Annotated in this window: 17 protein-coding genes; all 17 read left to right on the plus strand. The window is 37.8% G+C overall.

Annotated features, from left to right (window positions below):
• The first annotated feature begins 4 nt into the window (after nucleotides 1-4).
• The 17 genes from ACW2QC_RS02140 (at nucleotide 5) to ACW2QC_RS02220 (ending at nucleotide 19531) form a co-directional block, all read left to right on the plus strand.
• On the plus strand, nucleotides 5-1069 hold the full coding sequence (locus ACW2QC_RS02140; RefSeq protein ID WP_457542342.1) for a protein-glutamate methylesterase/protein-glutamine glutaminase: 1065 nt from the start codon (nucleotides 5-7) through the stop codon (nucleotides 1067-1069).
• A 1-nt stretch (nucleotide 1070) separates the two neighbouring features.
• Nucleotides 1071-3113 (plus strand): chemotaxis protein CheW, encoded by a 2043-nt coding sequence (locus tag ACW2QC_RS02145; RefSeq protein WP_457542343.1) that lies wholly within the window; start codon nucleotides 1071-1073, stop codon nucleotides 3111-3113.
• A gap of 722 nt (nucleotides 3114-3835) precedes the next feature.
• Complete coding sequence (locus ACW2QC_RS02150; protein ID WP_457542636.1) at nucleotides 3836-4306, plus strand: chemotaxis protein CheW; 471 nt, start codon at nucleotides 3836-3838, stop codon at nucleotides 4304-4306.
• Nucleotides 4307-4312: 6 nt separating this feature from the next.
• A complete protein-coding gene (locus ACW2QC_RS02155; protein WP_457542344.1) occupies nucleotides 4313-4951 on the plus strand; it encodes a chemotaxis protein CheC in 639 nt (212 codons plus the stop codon).
• Nucleotides 4944-5441 (plus strand): chemotaxis protein CheD, encoded by a 498-nt coding sequence (locus tag ACW2QC_RS02160; protein WP_457542345.1) that lies wholly within the window; start codon nucleotides 4944-4946, stop codon nucleotides 5439-5441. The genes ACW2QC_RS02155 and ACW2QC_RS02160 overlap by 8 nt, the downstream gene beginning before the upstream one ends.
• A 74-nt stretch (nucleotides 5442-5515) precedes the next feature.
• Nucleotides 5516-6289 carry a FliA/WhiG family RNA polymerase sigma factor gene (locus ACW2QC_RS02165; protein WP_457542637.1) on the plus strand — a complete coding sequence of 258 codons (774 nt, stop codon included), beginning with the start codon at nucleotides 5516-5518 and terminating at the stop codon, nucleotides 6287-6289.
• Nucleotides 6290-6359: 70 nt separating this feature from the next.
• A complete protein-coding gene (locus ACW2QC_RS02170) occupies nucleotides 6360-7727 on the plus strand; it encodes a DUF342 domain-containing protein (RefSeq protein WP_457542346.1) in 1368 nt (455 codons plus the stop codon).
• Between the two features lie 31 nt (nucleotides 7728-7758).
• The gene (locus ACW2QC_RS02175) at nucleotides 7759-8058 is read left to right on the plus strand and encodes a hypothetical protein (RefSeq protein WP_457542347.1); all 300 of its coding nucleotides are present in this window, start codon (nucleotides 7759-7761) and stop codon (nucleotides 8056-8058) included.
• A gap of 10 nt (nucleotides 8059-8068) precedes the next feature.
• The gene (locus ACW2QC_RS02180) at nucleotides 8069-8527 is read left to right on the plus strand and encodes a DUF6115 domain-containing protein (RefSeq protein ID WP_457542348.1); all 459 of its coding nucleotides are present in this window, start codon (nucleotides 8069-8071) and stop codon (nucleotides 8525-8527) included.
• Between the two features lie 184 nt (nucleotides 8528-8711).
• A complete protein-coding gene (gene rpsB, locus ACW2QC_RS02185) occupies nucleotides 8712-9461 on the plus strand; it encodes a 30S ribosomal protein S2 (RefSeq protein ID WP_457542349.1) in 750 nt (249 codons plus the stop codon).
• Nucleotides 9462-9561: 100 nt separating this feature from the next.
• A complete protein-coding gene (tsf, locus tag ACW2QC_RS02190) occupies nucleotides 9562-10446 on the plus strand; it encodes a translation elongation factor Ts (protein WP_457542350.1) in 885 nt (294 codons plus the stop codon).
• A 123-nt stretch (nucleotides 10447-10569) separates the two neighbouring features.
• Nucleotides 10570-11292: a UMP kinase gene (gene pyrH / locus ACW2QC_RS02195; RefSeq protein ID WP_457542351.1), complete on the plus strand. Its 723-nt coding sequence runs from the start codon at nucleotides 10570-10572 to the stop codon at nucleotides 11290-11292.
• 3 nt (nucleotides 11293-11295) lie between these two features.
• Nucleotides 11296-11853, plus strand: coding sequence for a ribosome recycling factor (frr, locus tag ACW2QC_RS02200; protein ID WP_457542352.1), 558 nt, complete (start codon nucleotides 11296-11298; stop codon nucleotides 11851-11853).
• Between the two features lie 321 nt (nucleotides 11854-12174).
• Entirely contained in the window at nucleotides 12175-12942 is a 768-nt protein-coding gene (locus tag ACW2QC_RS02205) for an isoprenyl transferase (RefSeq protein ID WP_457542353.1), read from the plus strand.
• 14 nt (nucleotides 12943-12956) lie between these two features.
• The gene (locus ACW2QC_RS02210) at nucleotides 12957-13745 is read left to right on the plus strand and encodes a phosphatidate cytidylyltransferase (protein ID WP_457542354.1); all 789 of its coding nucleotides are present in this window, start codon (nucleotides 12957-12959) and stop codon (nucleotides 13743-13745) included.
• Nucleotides 13746-13881: 136 nt separating this feature from the next.
• Entirely contained in the window at nucleotides 13882-15144 is a 1263-nt protein-coding gene (gene rseP, locus ACW2QC_RS02215) for an RIP metalloprotease RseP (RefSeq protein ID WP_457542355.1), read from the plus strand.
• A 97-nt stretch (nucleotides 15145-15241) separates the two neighbouring features.
• A complete protein-coding gene (locus ACW2QC_RS02220) occupies nucleotides 15242-19531 on the plus strand; it encodes a PolC-type DNA polymerase III (protein ID WP_457542356.1) in 4290 nt (1429 codons plus the stop codon).
• Nucleotides 19532-19635 lie beyond the last annotated feature (104 nt).

Raw genomic sequence — 19635 nt, forward strand, 5'->3', positions numbered from 1 at the left:
TAAAATGAATCCGATTCGTGTTTTAGTTATTGACGATTCAGCATTTATGCGGAAAATGATCGCCGATATCATTACAAGTGATAATCGTTTGGATGTCGTTGGTACTGCACGAAATGGAGAGGATGGAATAAATAAAATAAAGGCTTTATCACCTGATGTTGTCACATTGGACGTGGAAATGCCGATCATGGATGGAATAACAGCACTAAAAGAGATTATGAAGCAAACGCCACTACCTGTTGTAATGGTATCTAGCATAACAAAGGAAGGTACAGCGAAAACAGTGGAGGCTATATCAAACGGTGCAGTTGATTTCATTACAAAACCATCTGGCTCCATATCGTTAGACATTACGAAAGTGAAGCATGCGATTATAAACAAAGTGGTTACTGCAGCACATGCGCAAATGCCTAAAAAAACGGGTACAGTTACCGGTACTATTCAACAAATGAGAACAGATCGAGTAACCCAGCAGCATGCTAAGACAGTTGTTGCCATTGGGACGTCTACCGGCGGCCCAAGAGCATTGCAACGAGTTTTAACGGATTTACCGTACGAATTTCAGGCACCAATTTTAATTGTTCAGCATATGCCAGCAGGTTTTACTAAATCATTAGCAGAACGATTAAATACGCTAGTAGGCATTCATGTAAAAGAAGCAGTGCATGGTGAAATACTCCAACAACATACAGCATATATTGCACCAGGTAATTTTCATATGAAAATACGCCAAGTAGGTACTTCGCATGCGATTGAATTAACACGGGAAGACGAGTTGAACGGACACAGACCTGCTGTTGATGTTTTGTTCAAATCTTTGGCTACAATCAATAACGTAAACAAAATTGCGGTTGTGTTAACTGGAATGGGTCATGACGGTTCAGAAGGCGTTAAACAGTTAAAAGAAATGGACAAGCAAACGATCGTAATTGCTGAAGCTGAGGAATCGTCTATTGTATATGGTATGCCGAAATCAGCCATCAAAACAAACTGCGTTAACCATATTACCCATTTACACCAAGTAGGAGATACGATTACACAGTTGGTAAAAAGCTCAGGGGGGATGTAACATGGATACGACTGAATATTTAGATGTATTCATCGATGAAAGCACAGAGCATCTGGAATCATTATATAAATATTTACTAGAATTAGAGAAAAACCCGACTGAAAAAACAATCATTGATGAAATTTTCCGCGCTGCCCACACATTAAAAGGCATGTCAGCTACGATGGGATACAATGATTTAGCTAATTTAACACATAAGTTGGAAAATGTTTTTGATGGAATCCGGTACGATCAAATAAAAGTTCAAACAGAAATGATGGACGTTTTATTTGATGCAGTTGATCACCTGAATGCAATGGTAGAAGACATTGCAAGTGAAGGCAATGGCAATAGAGATGTTCGTGAAGTAGTTAATCATTTGGAAAGAATCGAAAATGGTGAGAAAACAGTTCAAGTGAAAAGCGAACAGCCAGAGGGACAACTAGATACTGCCAATTCGCCGCAAGCAGTCGCTTCATTAAATGAATTTGAATTATCCATCTTAAATGAGTCGACGGATCGTGGATTCTCCAATTATGAAATAACGGTTGAACTACGTGAAGATTGTTTGCTAAAAGGTGCTCGCGTATTCATGGTATTTGAAGTACTGGAAAAACTCGGGGAAGTAATTAAATCGGAGCCAACGGTAAATGATTTGGAAGAAGAGAATTTCGAAAATTCATTTACAGTGATACTCGTTTCTAATTTCGAGCAATCGGAAATAGAGGAACGTATTTGGAAGGTATCTGAGATTAACCAAGTCACTGTCAACTATTTTTCTATTTCAGCCTATAATCAAGAACAAGAGGAACAGAAGGAACAGAAGAAACAGCAAACCGAAGTGAAACAAGTGGGAAATACGCCAGATGATCAAAATTCAGACAAACCGGTTAAACAAAAAACAAAAGGATCAACAAGTAAAACGATTCGAGTAAATATTGATCGCTTGGATGTTCTAATGAATCTGTTTGAGGAATTAGTTATCGATCGTGGTCGTTTAGAGCAAATTTCCACGGAATTGAATCATAACGATTTACAAGAAACAGTTGAGCGAATGACACGAGTTTCAGGGGATTTACAGAGCATTATTTTAACGATGAGAATGGTACCAATCGATCAGGTCTTTAATCGCTTTCCTCGAATGATACGACAATTGGCACGTGATTTACATAAAAAAGTTGAAGTTGAAATAATTGGTGCTGAAACAGAACTAGATCGGACAGTTATTGATGAAATTGGGGATCCATTAGTACATTTAATCAGGAATGCGATGGATCATGGAATTGAAACTCCTGATGTTCGTAAACAAAAAGGCAAGCCGGAACAAGGTACAATCCAATTGGAAGCATATCATAGCGGAAATCATGTCTTTATCGAAATTTCTGATGATGGTGCTGGAATCAATCGAGACAAAGTATTGGAAAAGGCAATCGCTAACGAAGTAATTAGTCAAAGTCAAGCGAAGTCATTAACAGATAATCAAGTTTATGAACTTATCATGGCAAGCGGTTTTTCTACTGCAGAAACAATTTCCGACATTTCTGGCCGCGGGGTTGGGTTGGATGTAGTAAAAAATACAATTGAATCCTTAGGTGGAAATATATCAATTGATGCCAAAATGGATAAAGGATCGACATTTTCAATTCAGTTACCATTAACGTTATCGATTATATCTGTATTGCTAATTGAACTACAACAAGAAAAATATGCTGTCCCGTTATCATCTATTATCGAAACAGCTATTATCCATAAAGACAAAATTATGCATGCCCACAATAAAAAGGTGATTGATTTTCGTGGGAAAGTTATACCACTTGTATTTCTCAAAGATATTTTTGCTGTACCGGCAGAAGATGCACAAGAGAATGATTACGAATCCATTGTAATTGTCCGAAAAGGGGATAAACTAGCAGGCCTTGTTGTTGATTCCTTTATCGGCCAACAGGAAATCGTTTTAAAATCACTTGGGAACTATTTAACAAACGTGTTCGCCATCTCCGGGGCAACAATCCTTGGTGACGGACAAGTAGCATTAATTATCGATTGTAACGCATTAATTAAATAAGGCTGTTTTCCAAAAGAATGGGACTGCGATTACTCGCCCCATCGAAAACATTTGTTGTTTTTTTACACAATAGATATAAAATGCGAAGTAACTGCTCGGCTCTTTTCTATAAGTACGTTCATTTCTCGCCGTCCGGGATCGCTCCGGGTGGATGCTTTCCGCGGGCACGGCCTCAGCCTCCTTGCCCCGGCGAGGGGTATGTCGACGTTGTCCGCAAAGGACGGTTTTAGTCGACCCTCCTTTTCAAACCACTCTGCGGGGTCTTCGGACACGTGCTGTTCCCGCAAGACAAGGAAGGCTTCGTCAGCGATACATCGCACGAAGAAAAAGTGCTTTTCTTTTTCGAGGAGTCACCACCCTCCACTCACCCGGACTAGTGAAGCGGTAGAATGTGGCTTGGTAGAACGCATACTACTACAGTTAATAGTAGTAAATGCAAAACCAGTGGAGGAAATACGCGGAGACTCCTGGGGGAGGAAAGGCCTAGGTGAGACCCCGCAGTGCGTTAGCACGAGGAGGCTCAACAGCCGCCCCCGGAAAGCGTAGTGTATTTCCGGAACGGCGAGGAAGCAATTTCTTAGTTACATCGTATTTTCTTTCAACTACGAAATTTAAAAAGCAACAAACATTACGAAAAAAGCTTTAATTAAAAAGTCAATATCGGACATTATGTAGGGAAAATGGAAGCGAATTTTGATAAAAAAGCTAATGGAGGGATTATGATGGAAAATGAAACGGTAATGGATCATAAGGTGATTGTATTTCAATTAAAAGATGAGGAGTATGCTGTTTTGGTACAACAGGTTGGTTCGATTGAACGGATCGAACCAATTACCAGAGTTCCACAGACTGCTGATTTTGTAAAAGGTGTTATCAATATGCGTGGGGTTGTAACGCCAATTATTGATTTACGAAAACGATTTGGCATAGAAGAAACAGAATTTAGTGATTCAACCCGAATTATTATTGTTTACATGGATGATATCGAAGTCGGCTTAATTGTTGATGCAGCTAATGATGTTATCGATATTCCAGAAAGTGCGATTGAACCAGCACCGGAAGTAGTAGGGTCGGTAGATGTTGACTATATCCAAGGAGTTGCAAAACTTGAAAACCGCTTATTAATTCTATTAGACCTTCAAAAAGTTTTAGCAAAGAATGAATTGAATGAGTTGAAAACAGTGGAAGGATAATGCTATATGGAATTTAATAATCGTTTATCCTATGTTCAATTGGATGTTTTACGAGAGATTGGGAATATCGGCGCGGGGAATGCAGCAACGTCGATGTCAAAATTACTTGATACGAAGGTAGATATGCAAGTCCCTTCTGTTGAAATCGTTGCCTTTGATGAAGTTATGGATATGATCGGTGGTCCTGAAGAATTAATTGTAGCTATTTTTATTCGTATCCAAGGCCCAGCACCTGGTACCGTTTATTTTATTCTGACAAAAGAAGAAGCTGAATATTTAGTAAGAGAAGTGACATCAGATCCCGAGTTTATCCTTAGCGATGTGGAACAGCCAAATGAATTAGCGATTTCTGCTCTACTGGAAGTAGGAAATATTTTAGCGGGATCATATCTGTCGGCATTATCTGATTTCACAAATATCAACATGCAACCATCAGTTCCTTCTCTTAGTATAGATATGGCTGGAGCAATTTTGACAGTGGGGTTACTCGAATTGTCACAAGTAACAGATTATGCCATTATTATCGATACGAAAATAAATCAGCAATCAGCAGTAAACGGAATTCATGGTCACTTTTTAATGCTGCCGGACCCGTCATCCTTCGGGAAAATCTTTGCAAGTTTAGGAATTGATGATCATGCATGACACACAAACTGTTGTCAAAGTTGGAATTGCCGATTTGAATGTTGTGCGTGCACCAAATACAATTCGTACGTCAGGACTTGGCTCATGTGTAGGTGTCGTTATTTATGACTTGCCAAAACAGTTGGCTGGTTTAGCCCACGTCATGTTACCAGATTCAAAAATGGCCAAACAGAGAACGATTAATAAACATAAATATGCAGATACTGCAATGGATATATTAATGGATAGACTATTGTCTATGGGTGCAAGAAGATTCGAATTGAAGGCAAAACTAGCTGGTGGAGCACAAATGTTTCAATTCACATCCACAACAGAAATTATGCGAATTGGTCCAAGAAATGTAGAAGCTGTTGAGCAGAAGCTTCATGATTTTCATATTCCAATTGTTGCTGCAGATGTAGGCGGAAATTGTGGAAGGACGATTGAATTTGAGCCCAGTTCGGGTCAATTGAAGATACGTAAGGTGAATCAGGGAGAATCGTTTATATAACGTATGGATGCCTGAAACATATTAAGATTGAAGTAACTCTTATAAAGTAATGATGAGAGGAGCGAGTGATGACGATGACAACAAACAAATCTCCTCTGGAACAAAAATTATGGAACAACTGGTTAGAAAACAAGGATAATGATGCGGCAAATGAGTTAATCCAGAATTATATGTACTTGGTAAGTTTTCATGTGGAACGAATTGCTAGTCATTTGCCAAGTAATGTCAGCAAAGATGATATTAAAAGTTTTGGCTTAATGGGTTTATTTGATGCGCTGAAAAAATTTGATCCAAGTCGTGATTTGAAATTTGACACATACGCTTCGTTCCGTATTCGTGGTGCTATTATTGACGGATTAAGAAAAGAAGATTGGCTCCCTAGATCTATAAGAGAAAAAACGAAAAAGATTGAAAAAGTGTCCGTGGAATTAGAACAAAAACTTCACCGCTCTCCAAGTTCTGACGAGATCGCCGCCAAGGTAGGGCTGGACGCGAGGGAAGTGGAAACATTGATACGAGATACGTTATTCGCCAATATCTTATCAATTGAAGATAAACCAAAGGAAGCAACAAATGAACATAAAGAAGGTATTGGCTACATTTTACCTGACGAGACATCAGTCTTACCGGATGAACAAATGATGCAGTCAGAACTAAATCGAGAATTAGCACAAGGTATTAAATCCTTAAACGAAAATGAACAAATGGTAATTAGCTTATTTTATCATGAAGGATTAACGTTAACAGAAATTGGTCATGTTTTGGAGTTGACAACATCAAGAATTTCACAAATTCACCGAAAAGCAATATTTAAATTGCGAAATACATTGCAAAAAATACGTGTTTAAGCAGATACAAATTCTTCTGATTCAATTGATATATATTTAATGAAGCGATTTTTGTAAAGGAGAATTAGTAGTGGGGGACTTGCAAGACTATTTTTATATCAAAACGACAACTGATCGTATGATGGCTGAATTATATCGAACAGATGGGCTAGAAGATATAGATTTGAATTGGACCGAAAATTCATGGCGTGATTTTTTTAATAAACATAAGATTTTGCAAGGCATTCTCGAAGATTCTATTCAATCACTTGCTACGAGGATTGATGACATTGATTTCCCGATCATGATTGCCAAAGGGGTTCCTGCTCAACATGGAAAAGATGGTGAAATTAAATATGATTTCAATCTTAATCCAGAGTTTGATAAATCTGCTGAATGGAATTTTCGCGATGTCATGCGGATCCCATCTGTTCAAAAAGGTCAACGATTGGCGACAGTCTACATGCCTACAGAGGGAACAAATGGGATAGATGTGTATGGTAATGAAGTTCAGGCCCAACCGGGAAAACCAGTATCGTTTAAATCGGGTGAGAATGTAGTATATAATAAGCAGGATCATTCTTTTTATGCGGCAGAAGATGGGCAAGTGAGTGTTGATAGCTGCTATATTATGGTTCATAACGTTTATCAAGTGAATGAAAGCCTGTCAATGAAAGATGGTAACTTAGATTTCGTTGGATCGATTGTTATTAATGGAGATGTACCAACAGGATATACGGTGAAGGCTAAAGGTGATATTAAAATATTCGGTATGGTCGAAGCAGCAACACTAATTGCTGGTGGTTCCATTTTTATTTCGGGGGGGATTGCCGGACTGCAAAAGGGGATTGTCGAAGCAGATGGCAGTATTCATGCTGGATATATTAATCAAGGCATTGTCCATGCAGGAAATGATTTATTTGTAGAAAGCTCTATTTTACATAGTGAATGCACTGCGAGAAATAATATCTATTGTCAAAAAGGAAATATCATCGGTGGTGAATTATCCGCAGGCAAATTAATGGAGGCAAAAGATATTGGAAATCGGATGAGTACAAAAACGGAAATTGTATTCGGGCTAGATAAACCAATTGCTGAAAAAGAGAAGAAGTTATTAAAGGAAAAAGAAGAATTACTAGCCTCGTTGGAAAAATTAACAATACTCGGTAATAAATTAGCCAATCAAGACGACAAGAAAAATCCAAAAATTCGGATCACCAAATTAAAACAACGACATTCCTACAATCAAACAGCTGAACGATTGGCAGAAGTTGATGAAGAGCTTCATCAACTAAATGCACAAATAGGAAAGGAACAAGAAGCCAAATTAATGGTTTGCGGGCAACTTTACAGTAACGTAATGATTGCTTTTGGCAAGTATAAGCGGAAAATAGATACAACAAATCAACACGTACAAGTGAAGTTAGTTAGCAATGAAATTACGATTCAACCACTCTAAACATGCACTTTAAGAATAGGGAAGTGATCATTTGGGCTGGAAATCAATCGAAATGCAGGTAGCGCTTCCGAGAACACAAGATGCGGGAAAACTTCAAGATCAAATGACGAGGCAAAATCAACATTCTCAGGAGTCACTTGTTGCGAATCAATTAAAGCAGGATGAACAAAAGCGAAAACGTGTGAATGAATTTGCCGAAACGGATAAAGTGAAAGTAAAAAAAGATCACTCTAATCAAACTTCCCAAGATCAACAACAAGAAGAACAGAAACAAGAAGATCAGTTTGTTGACCACCCTTATTTAGGCAATAAAATTGATTTTTCTGGATAGAAGGGGTTTTATGACAGCATTTATATTTTTTATTAGTTTTTTATTGCACGTTATTGCGCTTGCAGCAATTTATCAGTTGTTAAAACAAATCAAGCAACTAAAACAACAAAAGCAAAATAGCACGAACGAAGTGATGGAATTGTTTGATACGTATTTGCAGGAAATTAAAGAAGAAAATAGAATGCTTGAAGCAAGACTTGGCAATAATGATAGGAAGGATTCAGGTGAACCTCAACAAACAACAATGCATAAAAATACACCAGATCCGAATAGGCAGATGGAGCATGCAGATAACACCACTGAGTTGATTCCAGAAGCCGAAGCCGATGATAGCTTTGAAACATCTTTACAAGCACGGATTCTACAACTGTATGATCAAGGTTACGCACATGATGAAATAGCCAGTAAATTAAACTGTGGAAAAACAGAAGCAGAGCTTGTTATAAAATTGCACGGAAAAAACACATAAAATGCTTGCTTGTACGGGTACCATATGATATATTTATTTCTGGTGTAAATACTATGTTTGCTTAAAACAAGTGAGCAAGTTTAATCACACACGTTTGTTGATTTGCATAAGGGGTGCCATACGTATTAATGGTCCTTAGCAAAAATGATCCAAACGGAGGAAAAACCAATAGGAGGAATTTAATATGTCAGTAATTTCAATGAAGCAATTACTAGAAGCTGGTGTACATTTCGGACATCAGACACGCCGTTGGAATCCAAAGATGAAAAAATACATCTTCACGGAACGTAATGGCATTTACATCATTGACCTACAAAAAACAGTTAAAAAGGTTGATGAAGCGTACAAATATGTAAAAGAACTTGCTGCTGATGGCGGCACTATTCTTTTCGTTGGTACTAAAAAACAAGCACAGGATTCTGTTCGTGATGAAGCAACACGTTCAGGAATGTTCTATATTAACCAACGCTGGTTAGGTGGTACATTAACAAACTTCCAAACAATCCGTCGACGTATCAACCGTCTAAAAGATATTGAACGTATGGAAGAAGATGGAACGTTTGACGTACTTCCGAAAAAAGAAGTTGTTGGATTGCTAAAAGAAAAAGACCGTCTTGTGAAATTCTTAGGCGGAATTAAAGAAATGAACAGGCTTCCGGATGCTATGTTCGTTATCGATCCTCGTAAAGAACGGATTGCTATTGCCGAGGCACATAAATTAAACATTCCAATCATCGGAATTGTTGATACAAATTGTGATCCTGACGAAATCGATTATGTTATTCCAGCAAATGATGATGCAATTCGTGCCGTTAAGCTACTTACTTCAAAAATGGCTGATGCTATCCTTGAAGTTAAACAAGGGGAAGAAACAGAAGTAGCAGAGACAGAAGAAACTGTTGAAGCTGAAAAAGTAGAAGCAACAGAAGAGTAAGCTTTTAAAAGGACAGGTGATAAGGGGATTAGCCTTTTATCACCTTTTTTAAAGAACTCACAACCACAGCTAAAATTGAATAGTTTAAGGAGGATTTATTATGGCAATTACTGCTAAAATGGTAAAAGAACTTCGTGAAAAAACTGGTGCAGGTATGATGGACTGTAAAAAAGCACTTCAGGAAACAGAGGGCGACCTAGAAAAAGCAATTGACTTTTTACGTGAAAAGGGAATTGCAAAAGCTGCGAAAAAGGCAGATCGTATTGCTGCAGAGGGTTCCACTCATATTGAAATCGATAATAATACAGCAGTGCTTTTAGAAGTGAACTGTGAAACTGACTTCGTAACAAAAAATGACCAATTTAAGCAATTGCTATCCGAATTAGGAAAGCATATTGTAAAATTAAAGCCGGCTACTGTTGAAGAAGCACTACAACAAGAACTTCATGGTGAAGGCGATACAGTTGAAACTTATATCAAATCTGTAATAGCTAAAATTGGTGAGAAAATCTCGTTGCGCCGTTTTACTGTATTAACAAAAACGGACAATGATGCATTTGGTGCATATCTTCACCTAGGTGGTCGTATTGGTGCATTGTCTCTTCTTGAGGATACAACAGATGAATCAGTAGCTAAAGATATCGCAATGCATGCGGCAGCTGTAAATCCTCGTTATGTATCACGTGATGAAGTTGCTAAAGAAGATGTCGATCACGAACGTGAAGTGTTAACAACACAGGCGTTAAATGAAGGAAAACCAGAGAAAATTGTTGAAAAAATGGTTGAAGGCCGCTTAGGAAAATTCTTTGAAGAAGTTTGTTTATTAGAACAAAACTTTGTAAAAGATCCAGACCAAAAAGTTAAAAAATATGTGGCTGATAAAGGCGCTTCCGTTAAAGCATTTATACGCTATGAAGTTGGCGAAGGTATGGAAAAACGTGAAGAAAACTTTGCGGAAGAAGTTATGAGCCAAGTGAAAAAGTAATGTAATGGTGGATAGGGGACACGAGTTGTTCCCTATTTCTCTAGAACTTATTTGATCCTCTAACTTCGTAAAATCAGCAGAAAAATAGTAGGCAAACGATACAAACTTTCTCTGGAGGTTATTATGACAACAGCACGTTACCGAAGAATTGTGTTAAAATTAAGTGGAGAAGCACTCAGTGGGGAACAGGGTTATGGCATTGAACCACAGGTGATTCAATCGATAGCTTCACAAGTAAAAGAAGTAGCCGAATTAGGTGTTGAAGTGGCCGTTGTCGTTGGCGGTGGAAACATTTGGCGTGGTAAAGTCGGCAGTGAAATGGGCATGGATCGTGCAACTGCTGACTATATGGGTATGCTGGCAACGATAATGAATTCCCTAGCACTTCAGGACAGCTTAGAAAATATTGGAATACCAACGCGGGTGCAAACATCGATCGAAATGCGCCAAGTTGCTGAACCATACATACGGAGAAAAGCAATTCGCCATTTGGAGAAAAAACGGGTCGTTATTTTTGCGGCTGGCACGGGGAATCCTTATTTTTCAACCGATACAACTGCTGCTTTACGTGCTGCAGAAATTGAAGCTGAAGTAATTTTAATGGCCAAAAATAATGTTGATGGTGTGTATACCGATGATCCAAAAATCAATAAAGATGCACAAAAATACGAAAATCTTTCCTATTTGGAAATGTTAAATGAAGGTTTAGGTGTAATGGATTCAACAGCGTCATCATTGTGTATGGACAATGATATACCGTTGATTGTATTCTCCATTACGGACGAAGGAAATATTAAAAGAGTTGTCCTTGGTGAAACAATTGGCACAACAATAAGGGGGAAATAACTAATGGCAAATGATATTCTGAAGGAAATGCGTGATAAAATGGCACAGGCTGTCCAAGCATTTTCCAAAAACTTGGCCACTGTACGGGCAGGACGTGCAAATCCATCTTTGTTAGATAGTATTTATGTAGACTATTATGGTGCTTCTACTCCACTTAATCAATTGGCTTCGATTTCTGCACCAGAAGCAAGATTGTTAGTCATTTCACCATTTGACAAATCATCTGTAGGTGATGTGGAAAAAGCAATCCAAAAAGCGGATTTAGGATTATCACCGTCAAATGATGGTCAAGTTATTCGGATTAATATCCCAGCTTTAACAGAAGAGCGTCGTAAAGAATTAGTTAAAGTTGTGGGAAAGTACGTGGAAGAAGCACGTGTACAAGTACGAAATATTCGCCGTGAAGCAAATGATCAGCTGAAAAAGGCGGAAAAAAATGGTGATTTGACAGAAGATGAACTACGTAGCGAGCAAGATGAAGTACAAAAAGAAACGGATAATCACATTGCAAAATTAGATGACCTTGCGAAAGAAAAAGAAAAGGAAATTATGGAAGTATAAAGAATTGTGACATATGTAGGAAAGTGTTACGATAAATTGTCTGTTACCACTTGAAACTTTTATTTTTTAACATGTAAAATAAGAAGCGATCGCCCTCTTGTTTAAGGGGGCATTTGTTTTTTATGGTAATCTAGATAATTACCTGTACCTAACGGGCTTGACTTTTGTTCACACGAAAATAAAAATCGTGCTATAATGAAGATTCATCTTACTAGTGGCTGCTAACAGACCATGATAAAGTCATATAATTCTTTTTTCCTTCATATTGATTATAGTTGAAAGGATTGTATAAGATAATCAACCGTACTCGGAGGACAAAATATGTCAATGAAACTTCCTTTTTTCAAAAAAAAACAAAATGATACTAATGGCCAATGTGATATTGAAGAAAAAAATATCCCAAAACATGTTGCAATTATTATGGACGGGAATGGCAGATGGGCAAAAAAACGAGGTCTTCCGCGAATAGCTGGACATAAAGAAGGTATGAATGTTGTAAAAGAAATTGTAAAGGCCGCCAGAAATTACCACGTGGAAATTCTAACGTTATATGCTTTTTCTACTGAAAATTGGAAACGGCCAAAAACAGAAGTTGACTTTTTAATGAGGTTACCTAAAGAATTTTTACATATTTATTTACCTGAACTAATCGAAAATAATGTCAGAATTGATACAATCGGTAATTTTACTGATTTGCCAGACCATACGAAAGAGGCAATCCAATATGCGAAAGACAAAACCAAGAATAATAATGGATTATTATTAAATTTTGCTTTAAACTATGGTAGTAGGTTTGAAATTATGCGTGCGATCAAAGAGATCACGATGGACATTGATGGCAGTAAGTTATCAATCGATGCATTAGATGAAAAGGTGTTTTCTAAATATCTGTACACGACTGGGTTAAGAGATCCTGATTTATTGATCCGAACAAGTGGTGAGCAGCGTTTGAGCAACTTTTTACTGTGGCAAGTAGCCTATTCGGAATTTTGGTTTACGGATGTATTATGGCCTGACTTTAATGAGGAAATTTTCAGGGAGGCCCTCCATGATTATCAGCAGCGTAAAAGGCGCTATGGAGGTATATAGGTGTTGATACAATTATGAAACAACGAATTATAACTGCAATTATCGCATTACTTGTATTTGTACCATTTATATTGTACGGAGAATTACCGTTTACTTTATTTGTTTACTTAATGGCTACAATTGGTTTAATCGAGCTGATTAAAATGCGCGAAATGAGTAATTTTCTTATTCCATCATTTTTAGCTATTGTTTTTCTATGGATTGTGTTGTGGGATTTTGATAACGATAGCATTCCAGTTATTGGGTTGGAAAAATCAGAAGTAATGATGCTGTTTGTTATGTTATTATTAACATATACTGTTTTAGCTAAGAATACATTTAATTTTGAAGATGCTGGGTTTATGTTTTTGTCTGCGGTCTATATGGGGATAGGTTTTTACTACTTAATTGTGACTAGAGAAGCAGGGCTGAATTACATTTTTTATGCATTGCTTGTTATATGGGCAACAGACACTGGAGCATATTTCTTTGGTCGAGCTTTTGGAAAGAAAAAATTATGGCCGAAAATCAGTCCAAATAAAACGATTGAAGGGGCAGTTGGCGGAATTTTACTTGCCTGTGTTGTTGGGATTGTTTTTCAATTAATTGCTCCTTTTCCGCATACTATGCTTTATATGATAATTATTACTATTTTGGTATCTATTTTTGGACAAATTGGTGATCTTGTTGAGTCAGCATTCAAACGGCACTATGATGTGAAAGATTCAGGGAAATTATTACCCGGACATGGTGGGATATTGGACCGATTAGATAGTCTGTTATTTATTTTACCATTATTACATATCATGAATTTTGTGTCCTAACTACTTGGACGAAGGATTTGAATTATGTATCTCAAAAAGGTTACACTTTAAGTTAGTGTTATACAGTTCTAGGCAGTTTTTCGCTTATTGGGAAAACAAGTGTTTAATCGACTCGGATTAAAGGAAGGTGCCCCTTTTGACAACAGTTATTGCGTTTATATTAATGTTTGGTTTACTTGTGTTTATTCATGAGTTCGGTCATTTAATCTTTGCAAAACGAGCTGGTATGCTGGCGCGTGAGTTTGCGATTGGATTTGGACCTAAAATATTTTCCTTCACAAAAAACGAAACCGTGTATACGATTCGATTACTACCTGTTGGTGGGTATGTGCGTGTTGCGGGTGACGATCCGGAAATTGTTGAATTAAAACCAGGACATCATATTGGCCTGGAGTTTAATGAACAAGGCAAGGTAAATAAAATTATCGTTAATCATAAATCCAAACATCCAAACGCACGAGTTATCGAAGTAGAGTATGCCGATCTGGATCATAAATTAATTATCGAAGGTTATGAAATTGATGAGGAAGACCATAAATTACAATTTGAAGTAGACCAGAAGACATTTTTTGTAATGGATGAAAAAGAATCACAAATCGCCCCATTTGATCGACAGTTTGCATCAAAAAGCGTTGGAAAACGTGCCATGCAACTGTTTGCTGGCCCGATGATGAATTTTATTCTCGCTATTGTGATCTTCTTTATTCTTGGACTTATCCAAGGTGTTCCAGTTGATCGGGCAATTATTGATCAAGCCCAACCCGGTACACCTGCAGCAGAAGCTGGTTTTCAGCATGGAGATGAGATTGTCCAAATTGATGGAAATTCTATCTCAACATGGGATGAATTTGATAAAATTATCAAGGAAAATCCTGAGGAAGAATTGACGATGACAGTGAAACGGGAAAATGGGGAGACAGAAGAACTTGCCGTTGCACCTGCTAAGCAAGAGGCACAAGGGCAGGTATTTGGTCAGCTTGGCGTTACACACGCCTTTGAAAAATCAATAACTGGCACATTGCAATATGGCTTTGTACAAACATATGATACAACGAAATTAATCTTAACAAACTTAGGGATGTTAATTACCGGACAATATTCAATTGAAATGTTATCAGGTCCTGTTGGTATTTACGATGCGACAGATCAAGTTGTACAAACCGGGTTTATGAATCTCTTAATGTGGACAGCAATTTTAAGTATTAACTTAGGAATCGTAAATTTAGTACCATTACCAGCACTTGATGGTGGTAGGTTACTATTTGTTGGAATTGAGGCTGTACGTGGGAAGCCAATCGATCCACAAAAAGAAGGAATTGTCCATTTCATTGGATTTGCTTTATTAATGCTATTAATGATCGTTGTGACGTGGAACGATATTCAGCGGCTGTTTCTTTAAAAAGTTAGCGGTATGTTCAAACTGGGAACCCTTGTCTACTGGCAAGGGTTCCCATGTGATTGCAAATGAATTTTCGTGAAAAAGGAGGGGGTATACTATGTCGATATCAAATATAGAGAAAATGAATTTATTGTTAACACAGTTGCATATGCCAGAGGAATATATGGGGCATTTTCAAGACAGTCAGTTGCTTCGGTTAGAGGTTTTCAAAAAAGAACAGATGTGGCATTTTCATATCCAAACCAAGGATGTATTGCCAAGTAGTATTTATCAATTTTTGTTTGCCAACTTACAGCACACATTTAACCAGATTGCCAAAATAGACCTTACATTATATACAGAAAACAAAACATGTGACGAGCAAACCATTTCCGGTTATTGGAAGAGTTTTATCCAATCGATTTCCAATTTATCGCCTGCTTACAAAGATTTAGTGCATAACCAGGCTCCTAAAGTCAACCATAACAATATTATGTTAACTGCGAGAAATGAAGCCGAAGCGAGCGCGTTAAAAAAACGACTAGATGAACCATTTCGCACTTACTGTAAAAAAGTTGGTGTGCCATCCTATTCGCTTGTGATTGATGCTAAAACAGAAGAGGCTGATCTACAGAAGTTTAGGGAGCAAAAGGCGCAGGAAGATCAGCAAATTATTTTGAAAACTGTTCAGGAGAAAGAAAAACGGGAACAAAGTAAGCAAAATGAGGACCATGCCAAACCATTTGCAATCGGTTATGGCATTCAGGATGAAGCCCTCATGATGCAAGAAATTCAGGATGAAGAACGTCGTGTTACTGTTCAGGGTTATGTATTTTCGGTTGATATACGGAAATTGCGCTCCGGTAGAAGTTTGTTAATTGCTAAAGCTACTGATTATACCGATTCCTTACAAATTAAAATGTTTTCCAAAGGTGACGACGATGCTGATAAATTCGAACAATTGAAAACAGGTATGTGGATTAAGGCACGTGGAAGCATCCAGACTGATATGTATACGAATGAATTGGCCATGATGGCGAATGATATGCATGAAGTGCAAGTGGAAAGCCGACAAGATACTGCTCCTGATGAAGAAAAACGAGTTGAACTACATGCACACACCACCATGAGCCAAATGGATGCGGTTGTCTCCCCATCGCGTTTGGTTGAACAAGCCGCTAAGTGGGGACACAACGCTGTTGCGATCACGGATCATGCGGGGGTACAAGGTTATCCTGAAGCACATGCAGCAGGTCAGAAAAACGGGATCAAGGTTTTATACGGAGTTGAAGCTAACCTTGTTGATGATGGTGTTCCAATTGCCTATAATGAGCAGGATGTTGAACTGGAGAATGGGACATATGTTGTATTTGACGTGGAAACAACTGGATTATCGGCTGTTTATGATACAATCATTGAACTTGCAGCGGTAAAAATACATCAAGGTGAAGTTGTTGATCGGTTTGAATCATTTGCTAACCCGCATCATCCATTATCCCAAACAACAACCGATCTGACAGGTATTACCGATGAAATGGTCAATACTGCCCCCGAAATCGATGATGTATTAAGGGATTTTCAGGAATGGGTTGACGATGGTATTTTAGTTGCCCATAATGCAAGCTTTGACATCGGTTTTTTAAATGCAGGTTATAAAAAAATTGATTACGAAAAAACGAAAAATCCTGTAATTGACACATTAGAACTCGCCAGGTTTCTATTTCCAGAGTTGAAAAATCACCGTTTGAACACCTTGTGTAAACATTTAGATATTGAATTAACTCAACACCATAGGGCGATTTATGATGCGGAAGCTACAGGTTATTTACTTTGGAAACTAGTACAGCGGCTACTAGGGAAGGATATCCGAAATCATAATCAGTTGAATAATCACATGGGTGAAGGAAATGCATATCAGCGTTCTCGCCCGTTCCATTGTACATTGTTGGCCAAAGATCAAGAAGGCTTAAAAAATATTTATAAACTTGTCTCACATGCACATATTGACTATTTTTATCGTGTTCCAAGAATACCACGTTCTAAACTGCAAAAGTTTCGTGAGGGAATTTTGGTTGGAACAGCATGTGATAAAGGTGAAGTTTTCGAAACGATGATGCAAAAATCGGCGGAAGAAGCAGAAAAAGTCGCTGAATTCTATGATTATATTGAGGTTCAACCACCTGCAAACTATGTGCATTTGGTTGAAAAAGAACTTGTCCAAAATGAAGCACAAATATTAGATATCATTTCTAAATTAGTAGATTTAGGCAAACGAATGGAAAAACCCGTGGTAGCAACAGGTAACACACATTATATTGAAGAACATGATAAATTATATCGACAAATTTTAATTGCATCACAGGCAGGTAATCCATTAAATCGACAAACATTACCTGATACACCATTTCGAACGACAAACGAAATGCTTGATTGCTTCTCCTTTCTTGGTGAGGAAACCGCAAAACAAATTGTTGTAACAAATACACAGCAAATTGCTGATGCGATAGAGGAAATTTCTCCTGTCAAAGATGGCTTATATACACCAACAATCGAGGGTGCAGACCAAGAGATGCGTGATCTTTGCTATACAAGAGCAAAAAAAATATATGGTGATCCAGTTCCACAAATTGTAGTTGATCGGCTGGAAAAGGAACTGGAAAGTATTATTGGTCATGGTTTTGCGGTCATTTATTTAATCTCACATAAACTTGTGAAAAAATCATTGGACGATGGATACTTAGTTGGTTCCAGGGGATCAGTCGGATCATCGCTAGTTGCGACAATGTCGGAAATAACAGAGGTTAATCCACTGCCACCTCATTATGTTTGTACAGAATGTCACCATAATGAATTTATTACCGATGGATCAGTCGGTAGTGGGTTTGATTTGCCGGATAAAGATTGTCCTAATTGTGGGATTCCATTAACGAAAGACGGACAAGATATTCCGTTTGAAACATTTCTAGGATTTAAGGGTGATAAGGTTCCCGATATTGATTTAAACTTTTCTGGGGATTATCAACCTCGGGCCCATAATTATACGAAGGTTTTATTTGGCGAAGACAATGTTTATCGCGCTGGTACAATTGGAACCATCGCGGAAAAAACAGCATATGGTTATGTGAAAGGGTATGCATCAGATAAACAACTTGTTTATAAAAATGCTGAAGTAGATCGACTTGTTCAAGGATGTACAGGTGTAAAACGGACAACTGGCCAGCATCCAGGTGGGATTATTGTAGTACCGGAGGATAAGGAAATTTTTGATTTTACCCCGATTCAATTTCCTGCCGATGACCGAAAAAGTGAATGGAGAACAACACACTTTGATTTCCATTCGATTCATGATAATTTACTAAAACTAGATATTCTTGGGCACGATGATCCGACAGTCATTCGGATGCTTCAAGATTTAAGTGGAATTGATCCGAAAACAATTCCGACAGACGATGCCGAAGTGATGAAAATATTTTCCGGACCGGAATCACTAGGGGTAACAGCGGAGCAAATTAATTGTAAAACCGGTACGTTAGGGGTACCAGAATTTGGAACAAAGTTTGTTAGGCAGATGCTTGAGGATACGAAGCCAACAACGTTTGCAGAGCTTGTAATAATATCAGGTCTTTCACATGGGACTGACGTGTGGTTAGGTAATGCCCAGGAATTGATTAATGATGGCATATGTGAATTACCAGATGTTATCGGTTGTCGTGATGATATTATGGTATACCTCTTGCACAAAGGATTAGAGGCGTCGCTTGCGTTTAAAATTATGGAATTCGTCCGTAAAGGGAAAGGATTACAAGACGAATGGATTTTAGAGATGAAGAAACACGGTGTGCCAGATTGGTATATTGAATCATGTAAAAAAATAAAATACATGTTCCCGAAAGCCCATGCTGCTGCATACGTGTTAATGGCAATCCGCATTGCTTATTTCAAAGTTCATCATCCAATACTTTTTTATGCAGCATACTTCACTGTAAGAGCAGATGATTTTGAATTAGATACGATGATCAAAGGCCCACAGGCGATAAAACAGCGAATTGATGGCATTGTAGCTAAAGGAAATGAGGTACCGCCAAAAGAAAAGAGTTTATTAACGGTATTGGAAATTTCACTTGAAATGTGTGAACGTGGTTTTTCATTTAATAAAGTTGATCTTTATAAATCAAGTGCAACAGAGTTTATCGTGGATGGCAATTCGCTTATCCCACCATTTAATGCGGTCGATGGACTTGGAACTAACGCGGCACTTAATATTGTCAAAGCTCGTGAAGAAGGAGAATTTTTATCAAAAGAAGATCTTCGTGAGCGTAGTAAAATTTCGAAAACAGTTTTAGAATACCTTGATAATCATGGGTGTTTAGAAGGAATGGCGGAGAAAAATCAACTTTCCCTATTCTAGGTTAGATCGTTTCTATTTAAAACGATAAACGTGCTACCTTGCAAGATTATTTTTCTTATGATATAGTTTTTATTGGTAAGTATTGATACGAACGGTCAAAAGAG

This window comes from Virgibacillus sp. FSP13, from assembly GCF_054048505.1.

Bases quoted from the DNA above. Each gene is read 5' to 3' on its own strand.
- ACW2QC_RS02140 (WP_457542342.1), top strand. From the start codon at position 5: ATGAATCCGATTCGTGTTTTAGTTATTGACGATTCAGCATTTATGCGG.
- ACW2QC_RS02145 (WP_457542343.1), top strand. From the start codon at position 1,071: ATGGATACGACTGAATATTTAGATGTATTCATCGATGAAAGCACAGAG.
- ACW2QC_RS02150 (WP_457542636.1), top strand. From the start codon at position 3,836: ATGGAAAATGAAACGGTAATGGATCATAAGGTGATTGTATTTCAATTA.
- ACW2QC_RS02155 (WP_457542344.1), top strand. From the start codon at position 4,313: ATGGAATTTAATAATCGTTTATCCTATGTTCAATTGGATGTTTTACGA.
- ACW2QC_RS02160 (WP_457542345.1), top strand. From the start codon at position 4,944: ATGCATGACACACAAACTGTTGTCAAAGTTGGAATTGCCGATTTGAAT.
- ACW2QC_RS02165 (WP_457542637.1), top strand. From the start codon at position 5,516: ATGACAACAAACAAATCTCCTCTGGAACAAAAATTATGGAACAACTGG.
- ACW2QC_RS02180 (WP_457542348.1), top strand. From the start codon at position 8,069: ATGACAGCATTTATATTTTTTATTAGTTTTTTATTGCACGTTATTGCG.
- rpsB (WP_457542349.1), top strand. From the start codon at position 8,712: ATGTCAGTAATTTCAATGAAGCAATTACTAGAAGCTGGTGTACATTTC.
- tsf (WP_457542350.1), top strand. From the start codon at position 9,562: ATGGCAATTACTGCTAAAATGGTAAAAGAACTTCGTGAAAAAACTGGT.
- pyrH (WP_457542351.1), top strand. From the start codon at position 10,570: ATGACAACAGCACGTTACCGAAGAATTGTGTTAAAATTAAGTGGAGAA.
- frr (WP_457542352.1), top strand. From the start codon at position 11,296: ATGGCAAATGATATTCTGAAGGAAATGCGTGATAAAATGGCACAGGCT.
- ACW2QC_RS02205 (WP_457542353.1), top strand. From the start codon at position 12,175: ATGTCAATGAAACTTCCTTTTTTCAAAAAAAAACAAAATGATACTAAT.
- ACW2QC_RS02210 (WP_457542354.1), top strand. From the start codon at position 12,957: ATGAAACAACGAATTATAACTGCAATTATCGCATTACTTGTATTTGTA.
- ACW2QC_RS02220 (WP_457542356.1), top strand. From the start codon at position 15,242: ATGTCGATATCAAATATAGAGAAAATGAATTTATTGTTAACACAGTTG.